This is a genomic window from Allopusillimonas soli (genome assembly GCF_004153445.1).
Classification (GTDB): domain Bacteria; phylum Pseudomonadota; class Gammaproteobacteria; order Burkholderiales; family Burkholderiaceae_B; genus Allopusillimonas; species Allopusillimonas soli.
This window is the reverse complement of sequence record NZ_SDQC01000004.1, coordinates 445742-455430: the sequence shown is the minus strand read 5'-3', so window position 1 is coordinate 455430 and position 9689 is coordinate 445742. Positions and strand designations below refer to the sequence as shown.

The following is a 9689-nucleotide window of genomic DNA, read 5'->3' as shown; positions in this document are numbered from 1 at the left end:
CGGCCGCATTCCAGCTTGAATTATTTGACCCCACGGCAGTTCGTGAGAACCCTGAACCAAGAATTAACAACCCAGGCCGGAATCTCTAGCTCTCACTGGTAGGAAATTCCCGGACAGGTCAATGCCTTGTTCGGCAAATGACGTCGTGGTGCTGCCCGCGACAATGATGTGATCCAGCGTGTGAACATCCACCAGCGCCAGCGCTTCCTTGAGCCGCTTGGTAAATGTCCGATCAGCTGCGCTTGGTTCTGGAGTGCCGCTCGGATGATTGTGCGACATGATGACGGCGGCTGCATTGAGTCGTAATGCTTCCTTAAGTACCTCACGCGGATAGACTGCCGTGCTATCAATGGTGCCGTGAAACATCTCGGCATACTCGATCAAGCGATGCTGCGAATCAAGGAACAACACCGAAAAGACTTCGTGATCGTAACCAGCCAGCTTGGCACCCAGGTATTCCTTGACGATATCGGGAGAAGAAAAAGACGCGCCGCGCTGCAATTTTGGTCAATCGCCTGCCGTGCAGCTTCGATAATCTGATCGGCCGTTGCCGACAGGTAATGGCCTTGTGCGTCACGCACCATCAGAGAGGAATCGAACGAGGAAAAGGAAAGTTGCGACATGATCGTGCTCCGGTTGCTCGGGCGGAATTGCCCGGAACCGTGACCAACACGGCGCAGCGCAAGCAGTCAAAGATCGAAGACGACTGCCAGGTCGCAAGCGTGCAAGGCACGCCCGCGGAAGCGGGCGTAGTCGTTTATGGTGTTTGGGGTTGCCAGTTGTGCGGTAGCGATAAAAACTATTAAGTAACTATTTGTGATATATAGTTGAATATAACAATATCATAGGGAAAGCAGGAGAACATTATGGCTCTGCGCTTTCGGCGCTCCATCAAACTGGCGCCGGGCATACGCATGAATCTAAGCAAGTCTGGGATGAGTTGGACGCTGGGTCCACGCGGTGCTTCGGTGGGAATCGGCAAGCGCGGAGCACGCCTGAACACCAGCTTTATAGGTTTTTCATCCAGCCAGAACCTGCATAAGCCTCCACCTAAGCAAAGGCAATCGCTCACACGCCCGTCAACATCACCGACCCGTCACGTTTCTCTCATTTGCGGAGTGGCAGATGACGGGCTACTCACCTTCCACGATCAAGATGGCACCGAACTTAGCGAATCGATGGTGGAGCTCGCGAAAAAACAAAACCGCGAAGCCATCCTGGGATTGATTCAGCGCAAATGTGATGAGATCAACGGAGAACTAGACGCGCTGGCCAACATTCACCTAGATACGCCGCCCCCCTATTCTCGTCCTCGTTTTATCCCGGCACCTTACGCATCACCAGCCCCTCTTCCTCCTACGCCTTCACCCCCCCGCTGGTGGGAAAAGCTCCTACCGAAGAGACTCGCAAAGCTGGAGGCAGCGCATCAACAAGCTATTGCACATCATCAGCGCCAACTCGAAGCATGGGAACAAGACAAGGCGCGCTATGAAAAGGAACAAGAGCAGCGACAACACTTCATCGAACACGAGATCTATCATGACATTAGTGCCATGGAGCGTTGGCTGGAAGAAAACTTACAAGATATTGCGTGGCCACGAGAAACACTGATATCGCTAGAAATTGCGGAGCAAGGCCAGCATGTCCGCCTCGACGTAGACTTACCTGAGCTCGAAGACATGCCATCCAAGATCGCCGCAGTGCCCGCTCGCGGTCTAAAACTGTCTGTCAAAGACTTGCCCGCTGCACAAATCCGCAAGCGATATATGGCACATGTGCACGGTATTGGCTTCCGTATCGTTGGAGAAACCTTCGCTGCCCTTCCGTCCGCTCACCGTGTCACGCTTTCGGGGTTTTCTCAGCGCAATGATCCTGCCACAGGACAAGTGCGTGATGACTACTTATATTCAGTCAGCGTGGAACGTCGCGACTGGGAGCGTATCGACTTTGCAGTGCTGGAAATGATCGATGTCGTCGAGTCTCTCGCTCAATTTGAGCTGCGGCGGCAGATGACCAAGACAGGAATTTTCAAACCTATTCAACCAATTTGATTATGGGGAAACCACACAAGCCCGCGTAAACAAAATACCGGCCTTCCATTTTCTCAATAGCAATGACGACATTTACCCAAGGAATTGTCTATTCCTCAGCATCAAAAGGTACTCTTATCTTTTTCCCCATAAATCTACACTCTCGACCTCTAGAGGCGTAACGTCAGTACGAATATCTATACATTGAACACGATGAATTTGGAGACTATCTCGCACCAACTGTAACGCAGGTTTCGGTTGATAACCTAACGACCAAAGCCAGTCCTGAGGCTTATCCGGCAAATACATAATCCGAGGGCGAAAATAACGATTAGGCTCGCCCTCTTCATATTCCCAAAGATCCACGTCTGCAGTTGCACCCTCACGGTCAGCATGTGTAGCTGTTGCCGCCTTATGGAACAGAACAATATTTTCTCCGCTTGAGCTGTTTCCCTCACTGCTACGCTGAACAGATGGATAAATGATGCCATCTATAGATGCACGCGGATGCACTGACAGGTAGTCTGCAACGACTTGCGTAATCAAATAATTGCGCTCCTGACTTTCCGGCATGACTGGGGCAACAATTTTTTCGCAAAGTAGACGCAGAAAATCTCGTCTTTCCGCTGCAGCCTTAGTGCCGGGGTCAAACAAGCTAGCGTTCTTTGACAGCGTAATTTGACTAAGACGTTTTAGATCCAGCAATTTCAAAGCACGAGTAATAGAGAATTGCGCCACAACAACCCAACTGCCTACCGGCGGGCGCACCTCAGCAAGCGCCGTCTGAACATCGGTGGCTCCGTAAAAAGCTGGTTGACCAGCGGCATTCATGCGCCCACCCGCTCCAACACCTGCTGCAGGAGCACCCAAAAACCGCTCTGGATGACGTAAAGCCTCACCCATGCTTTTTTCCGATTGGAAGACACGAGCGCGATAGAGTGTCTCAGAATGAGTTTCTGGGCCAACATCCACAAGTACTGAAGATCCATTTTCGGCGATATCATCTGCAATCCCACCGAATATCGACTCCATAAACTGAGCCACCTTCGGATTCAGATACCGCGCCTCACTCCGTAAGCTGTTCTCCATGAGGGTCCAGCCTTGGCTCAGTGGAGACTCCATCCGCGACTTGAGCACAAACCAAGGCTCATCGTCCCCATACTGATACTCACCACTATCCCTGTCATACCACATGAACTGAAGCGCTTCCGCTATGTCCTTAATGACCTCATCGGAAGATTGAACAAGTTGCTGTAGCGTTGTCTCCAAGTCCGTTCCGGCTGGTGTCCTATCAAAGTAGATTACTGCCTGAGTCAGGTGCGAAGGCGTGTAGAACGTTGAAATAACCTCATCACATTTGTCTGCAACAAATCCGATCTCGGTTGCAGGCAGGCCCCCACTGCAATAATCACATGAGTTTGAACTGCAGGCAGTGGCACGGACTAACTCCCGAAGGAATGGTTCACCAATGCAGGCAGCACATACGTGGCACATCGAATAGCCTTCCTATTTTTCTGAACCATTGTTGTAGCACGCAGCTACAAATTAGATAACGACAGTTGGCCAGCGCAGCGGTAATCCCCCCATTTTTAACGGTCGTTAAAAGTAGAGGTTTGCTGCGCTAGCAGTTAAGCGCGCGACAGCTGCTGAAGCCGGAGGTCCCTCCTTCCCACGAAATCGAGCTTGAGCTCAGGACTCCTTCAATTGACGCATCGTCGCCATCGGCAGGAACAACCGCTGGGTATTGTTCGGAAAATCGATAAACCCGTATTTCCGATAGAACTTGGCGGCAGCAGCATCTTTTGCATCCACGACCATCGCGTGGACGGCCATCACCTGTGTTGCGAGCAATGTACGATACATCGCATCCATAAGCAGGAACTCGCCCAAGCCCGATCCCTGAGCATCACGATCAACAGCCAAGCGGCCAAGCAGGACAGCAGGAACGGGATAACGTGGCAGTTTCTTAGCCTGTTCCGCAGGCAGTTCATCGCGCTGGAAGCTCGTCGCACTCAAACTGTAATAACCGCAGATCGCCGTGGTTTCGGGCCGCACAGCCACAAAGACACGAGCAACATCCCGTTTGATGTCCTGCGACGCATGCTCTCGAAGATAGCGATCAAGTTCAGCAACGCCACAGGAGAAAGCAGTGCGATCATGTACCTTGCTATCAAACGCCAAAGCCTGCCATGGTGATGGCATGACTGTCATTCGGCCGACTTCTGATACTTGGCAAACGCCTTCCGCAACGCGGCATTGGGTGCAGGAGGATTGCTCAAGGCGTCGTAAAATACCTTCCAATCCGCCGCCGACAGCGCGACGGCTTCGTTCTCGCGAATGACCTTTTCGGCTTCAGCCAAAGCCGTCGTCAGCACGAACTGACTCACCGTCTTATGACGGTAGTTCGCCGCGCGTTGAAGCACGGTCTTGGCCTCGGCGTTCAGGCGTACCTGAAGCCGATCATCTTTTGCTTCTACTATGCTGGACATGGCAAGCCCCTCGGGTTAGAGTGATAATTGTACTTCCAAATGGAGTACAATCCAAGATGCGTTATAGCCATTGGCGCCCAGGTGCTAGAGACGCAATGTTTGCATCTATGGGGACTGTTACCTAAACTGTTCCCTCGGATTTCGTCATTTCTAAAAAGGCCCTTTATTTATGCTGGTTTACGCCCGTTTTGGGATCGTGCCCCAGCGATGCCCGACCCTTAAGACCGGGCATTTTCTTTTGTGCCAGGAATTCTTCAATCGGGCGCCTACTGTAAGCATAGCAAAAATGTTTCGCACAGCCAGGCGTTTGGCGGATGGAAAGGTCTATCTGAAGAGGGTTTTCGAACCCTCGCTCTGAACTTAGAGATGGATGGCATTAGCAGGCTGCTGAAATACTGTCCGCCAATGCTCGTTTGCGTGCTGGTGTAACCGTGATAGTGGGAGTTCGTTCGGCATTGAAGGGCCGAAAGAGGCATTTGAAGCTCAATTCGACCCTCGTGCGCACGTGAGAGTAGGTTCAATTGACGCAAGTATCGGTGCGAAAAGACAATTTATAGGAGAGCGCGTCCAGGCTTTTTACTGCTTTTCGATATTAGCTTTCTCTACAATCTGACCGTATTTCTGCATTTCCGACGCAATATAGCGGCGGAATTCAGTGGGCGGCAGATAGGAGGGCGTCAAGCCTTGGGCGCTCAATGTTTCAACGACCTCGGGCTGCGTGAGTGCCGCCTGGACTTGACCGGCCAGATCCTGTGCAACTTGAGGCGTCATGCCTCGAGGGCCAAAAACACCGAACCATGTGAGTAAATGGAAATTCGGCAAACCCACTTCCTCTGCGGTTGGCACGTCAGGCAATACACTTTGACGCTCAGGGCCCGCGATGAAAAGCGCATTCAATTTACCTTCACGAACGTTAGACAGAATTGGACTTGCCGAAAAAAAGCCCATATCGATCTGGCCAGCTAAAACATCGGTCGCCGCCAGTGCGCTTCCCCGATAGGGGACATGCAGCATATTGAGCCCTGATTCAATCCTGAGCAACTCGCCAGCCAAGTGCTGCTGTCCGCCATTTCCAGCAGATCCGTAGGTAAAGGGCTCGTCTCTATCCTTCACTTCCATCAGATCTTGGTAAGACTTCACCTTCAGGCGAGGCCCCGTTGTGAGAATAAGCGGTGCCGTTGCAACTCGAGCAATAGGCACAAGATCAGTTTCCGGATCGTAAGACATCTCTTTGTAGACGAGCTTATTGATCGAGGCTTCGGAAATATAAGCCATCAACAGTGACGAACCATCTGGCTTAGCACGTGACAGTAGTTCAGCACCAATCATGCCGCCCGCCCCGGGCCGGTTTTCAACGACTATTGGTTTCGAGTAGTTTTTTGACAGCTCCCGAGAAAGCACACGTGCGATCACATCAGTGGCACCGCCAGGTGCATATCCAACAATCACTCTCTCCGGGGTCACCGCCTTGCTATCGGCAGCGTGCGTAGGCAACAACGGTAGAGCGGATAAGATCAAGCTAGCGAATAATTGTTTTGCTTTCAACATTGAAGCCTCCTTGACGAGAACTTAATTATTTATGACAAGCACCAACGCGCGCCCGACATTCCTTTTATCGCCTTTACTCTCGCGTAAATTCTGGGCAAGAAGATTCTCCACCGTCCCAGAACCGGAGCCTGCCAACCGAGTCACTTTCCAAGCGTCGCCAGAGATAAGCGAATAATTTTTATTGCCACTAAACTGGATAACGTCGCACTCGTCCTCAGTGCGTGACGATTCGACAGTCATCGTAGGCTCGTCTGCGAGCAAACGTACCAAATTAGCGACGACAAAGCCCACGGACCGAAGATTGAATCGACGATCAATGAACCCGTGGCGCGGAAAATAGCCACGGTCGACATCCATGAATGTGTCGAATACATAGATAACGCGATCCGAACTCTTGGAGGCCACCACAGCCTCCGCCGCCATCCGAGCGATCTCCTCATCATCGTCAAAGCGATCAGCAAGCGTTCTACCCACCAGTTTCACTGACGCCAGAATTTCGCAATTCAACTCCTCAGCTAACTTAATCAACTTCGCTGAAGTACTGATGATGCTCTCGCCCAGATTGATACGTACGGTAATACCATCTATCACCCCATCCGCGATCAAATTCCCCAATTGATCTTTCATCGCTTCGACCTCGCTGCAATTGAGCCCCGCGTTTACAAAATGGCTAAAATGCTTGCCATCGAAATGCGACTCCTCAGTGGTCCGCAACTTAGAGAAGATAAACTTGGCACCAACACGCTTGCGCATTTCGGCAATTTTGGGCGCGTGACCCAACAGTCGCGAAAGCGTCAGATTCAACTCGACTGCCTCAATGGCGACACGGGAATCTTCCAAAGCCTTCACAAGAGGCTGACCAGGTACCCCTGTGCTGCTGACAATAAAGAGATGCCCGACGTTCGACATAAGGCCGGCACGCTCGACAGTCTCTGTGTCGAAAATATCCTGCTCGGGTACTTTCAGTGTTCTTAGCCCCATTTCCCATAGCGCCATAATCTGGTAATCATTACGAGCAAGCTTCCGACCGACTTCCTCAAGTCCGCCCGTAAGCGGTATGTGTGCAACTTCGTTCCACTGGTGGCGCATTTCTACGCCGAAATTTTGAAGCCATGACGTCTTGGTATGCACAACGGGTGCGGCGCGGCTCACCTCAGCAGTATCCTGGGCATCAAGACATCTTCCATTAGTTCGAATCAAATGGGCAATGTGGCCCTCCTCATAAACATCGATAATGACGTATCCGAGCTTATCGATATCGCCTCGCCCGTTCTCGCCCCCCGGGTCAACGCGATAGAACTCCGTATAGTCGTGCCGCAAGAATGCGGTAGAAGGCAGCAAGTACATTTCGCAGCCGTTGACCACGTCGTACCAGAAGTTGTGAACATGACCAGCGAGGATAGCTTCTACGTTGGGCTTTCCCAGACGTTCAAGTAGCCAGCTGCGCCCGGGTTCGTCCATAGTGTCGTAGTTTTCTCTCTCATTGGGCTTGTAGAGATAGGGAGGGTAATGTGTGAAGACGAACACGCGCTTGTCCGTACTGGATAATTCCGAGTCTATCCACTCTTTCTGAGTTTGCTCCGCCAGAAGCCCAGAGTTAAAGAGGAAAGCATTCAACACTAGACACTTCAGTCCCTCAACCTCAAAGGAGTAGAAGTCTCTTCCGAATACGCCGTTGTACTTGGTGATGTACTCCTCACAGATGGTCGCCGCCGGTACGCCCTCAAGATTCTTTTCACCAATGTCATGGTTACCAGGCACCAGGTGTAGCGGCATAGGCACGGTACGGACAATCTCTTTAAAACGATCCGCCGCTTGCTCAAATGTCGGTAGTTCAGGTACCGGATGAATGATATCCCCGAGGTGAACTATAAATTTTGGAGCAGGCTTCATTAACGAAATTTCAGAGAACACATGCCGTGCCCGATCATTTGCTCTTGCGTTGGATGCAAAGGGCGAGCGGGTGGAGCGGTCGTCCTCGTTCACATGGGTATCCGCGATGACTGCGAACGAAAACAGCCGCCGTCCTGTAGGTTGCTTTGAAGAGCTTTTCAAACTGTCCTCCGTTATTTGAATTGATCGTGGCTTTCTCTCGGCTCTTGCGACGGTGGTAAAAAACGTCCCGCCAGTTCGCCGGCTCGTAGTGCGAGCCATAAGATGGTCACGTCTTCAGTGCGGTCCAGCGAGCGGCCAGTCAATGACTCAATCTTGCGTATCCGATATATCAAGGTTGTCTTGTGGATGTGTAATTGCTTAGCGGCGGCCAACCAGGAACGATTTTGATCGAGAAAAACTTTCAAGGTTTTGAGCAAGGCAGTACCTTGTTTTTCTTCATAATCAGCCAAAGCGCCTAGTACCCGATGGAAAGTCTGTGTCGCCTCGTCGAGATTATGGGGTAACCAAGGAACGCGGTCAGCTATATCCGCATACGAAACCACAGCAATCTCACTCGTATGAAGAGAAGCGAGACGCGCCTCTCTCAATGCTTCAAATAATCTTTCATAGTTGCCGATTGCATTGCTAAAACCCACACCAACGTTCAAAATATTTTGTACAGCTGCAATGTGCCCGGTTTCCATCAACATGACCAACTCATCTCCTTGCGGGCGCAGTAAAACAGGCAGTTCAAGTCGGCAAAACTGAAGATTCCATTCCGTCAATCTCTGTTTACCCGGCCTAGCCACAGCCAGACACGCAGACTCGACATCTAGCTTGCATTTCTCAAGCTGCTTTCCCATGTCGTAAGCGGATAGCCGAAAATTCAATAAATCGTCCAGCAACTGAGATCCAATTCGCAGTGTGCGCTCCGTTTCGACGTAAAGGCGTTCAATCGAAATACCCAGCACCGCCACCAAGTGCTGCAGCAGGCTATATTCAAGTGACCAATCGGCTTCGACACGTGCTAGAAGGATGCAAGTATGCCGGGATGGCACTGAAGCCGCATAAACATTTCCATCGTCCAGCAGATAGCGACGGACAATAGGCTGGGTGTCCGAGAAATCCAGCGGCTGTTTTTTGATGGCTGCTTTAAGGTTTTCTGGAATATCCTTATCCTTGGGAAACCAGAGTTTTTTTTCTTCACACATATCCACTAGCATGAGTTCAGCGCGTATGTCCTTTTCCAGGCGCTGGAAAAGCTGTTCTAGGCTCATCCCCTCTATTGCCATTCGGGCGCTGACATACAAGCGATTGATAACGTTAAGCCGATCAAATTCCTCCCGGCGGCTAGCCTCAACCACAATGCGTGTCACACTGGAAAATGGCACACCATATTGCGTCATCAAGATGGGAAAGTTCAATCTATCTGCAGCATTTTGTAAGCTTGAAAGATCATTCGGCGCCTGCATGTTCTCACCAATCATTACACCGGCCAGCCCCGCCTGAGCCAACTTCTCTATGTACGACTCCTGAATGCCCAGGTGCGCAGGAATGCCCATGCCGGTTGTCATGAGCAAGCCACCTTCCCCCAACCATTCAGAAGGGTCTGGAAGTTCGCAGACATGTGCCCAGCGCACCGTTCGCTCTCCTCCGTCGGCTCCTGCAAAGAAGCGAGTGTGCAGCTCTGGCATATTGACAATGTCTGTAATTCTTAACGGCATCGGAAGACCCTCAGTAGTAAAGC

7 protein-coding genes and 1 pseudogene are annotated in these 9689 nt (G+C 51.3%); 1 reads left to right on the top strand and 7 read right to left on the bottom strand.

What is annotated here, in order from left to right; all coding sequences use genetic code 11:
• Positions 1-63: 63 nt before the first annotated feature.
• Positions 64-623, bottom strand: a pseudogene (gene radC / locus ERD78_RS14995) (RadC family protein).
• Between the two features lie 243 nt (positions 624-866).
• Between radC and ERD78_RS14990 the strand changes: the two are divergent.
• A complete protein-coding gene (locus ERD78_RS14990) occupies positions 867-2051 on the top strand; it encodes a DUF4236 domain-containing protein (RefSeq protein ID WP_129970114.1) in 1185 nt (394 codons plus the stop codon).
• 114 nt (positions 2052-2165) lie between these two features.
• Here the strand turns inward: ERD78_RS14990 and ERD78_RS14985 are convergent, their stop codons facing one another.
• The 6 genes from ERD78_RS14985 to ERD78_RS14960 form a co-directional block, all read right to left on the bottom strand.
• Complete coding sequence (locus ERD78_RS14985) at positions 2166-3299, bottom strand: RES family NAD+ phosphorylase (RefSeq protein WP_167668952.1); 1134 nt, start codon at positions 3297-3299, stop codon at positions 2166-2168.
• Positions 3300-3719: 420 nt separating this feature from the next.
• Positions 3720-4241, bottom strand: coding sequence for a GNAT family N-acetyltransferase (locus tag ERD78_RS14980; RefSeq protein WP_129970112.1), 522 nt, complete (start codon positions 4239-4241; stop codon positions 3720-3722).
• Entirely contained in the window at positions 4238-4519 is a 282-nt protein-coding gene (locus ERD78_RS14975) for a type II toxin-antitoxin system TacA family antitoxin (protein WP_129970111.1), read from the bottom strand. Before ERD78_RS14975 ends, ERD78_RS14980 begins: the two co-directional genes overlap by 4 nt.
• Before the next feature lie 576 nt (positions 4520-5095).
• On the bottom strand, positions 5096-6067 hold the full coding sequence (locus tag ERD78_RS14970) for a Bug family tripartite tricarboxylate transporter substrate binding protein (RefSeq protein WP_129970110.1): 972 nt from the start codon (positions 6065-6067) through the stop codon (positions 5096-5098).
• A 21-nt stretch (positions 6068-6088) separates the two neighbouring features.
• A complete protein-coding gene (locus ERD78_RS14965; RefSeq protein WP_129970109.1) occupies positions 6089-8221 on the bottom strand; it encodes a metallophosphoesterase in 2133 nt (710 codons plus the stop codon).
• Positions 8134-9666, bottom strand: a complete 1533-nt coding sequence (locus ERD78_RS14960) for a PucR family transcriptional regulator (RefSeq protein ID WP_129970108.1) — start codon at positions 9664-9666, stop codon at positions 8134-8136. The genes ERD78_RS14965 and ERD78_RS14960 overlap by 88 nt, the downstream gene beginning before the upstream one ends.
• Positions 9667-9689: the final 23 nt, after the last annotated feature.

Coding starts and splice junctions, on each gene's coding strand:
- ERD78_RS14990 (WP_129970114.1), top strand. CDS start 867: ATGGCTCTGCGCTTTCGGCGCTCCATCAAACTGGCGCCGGGCATACGC.
- ERD78_RS14980 (WP_129970112.1), bottom strand. CDS start 4,241: ATGACAGTCATGCCATCACCATGGCAGGCTTTGGCGTTTGATAGCAAG.
- ERD78_RS14975 (WP_129970111.1), bottom strand. CDS start 4,519: ATGTCCAGCATAGTAGAAGCAAAAGATGATCGGCTTCAGGTACGCCTG.
- ERD78_RS14970 (WP_129970110.1), bottom strand. CDS start 6,067: ATGTTGAAAGCAAAACAATTATTCGCTAGCTTGATCTTATCCGCTCTA.
- ERD78_RS14965 (WP_129970109.1), bottom strand. CDS start 8,221: ATGGCTCGCACTACGAGCCGGCGAACTGGCGGGACGTTTTTTACCACC.
- ERD78_RS14960 (WP_129970108.1), bottom strand. CDS start 9,666: ATGCCGTTAAGAATTACAGACATTGTCAATATGCCAGAGCTGCACACT.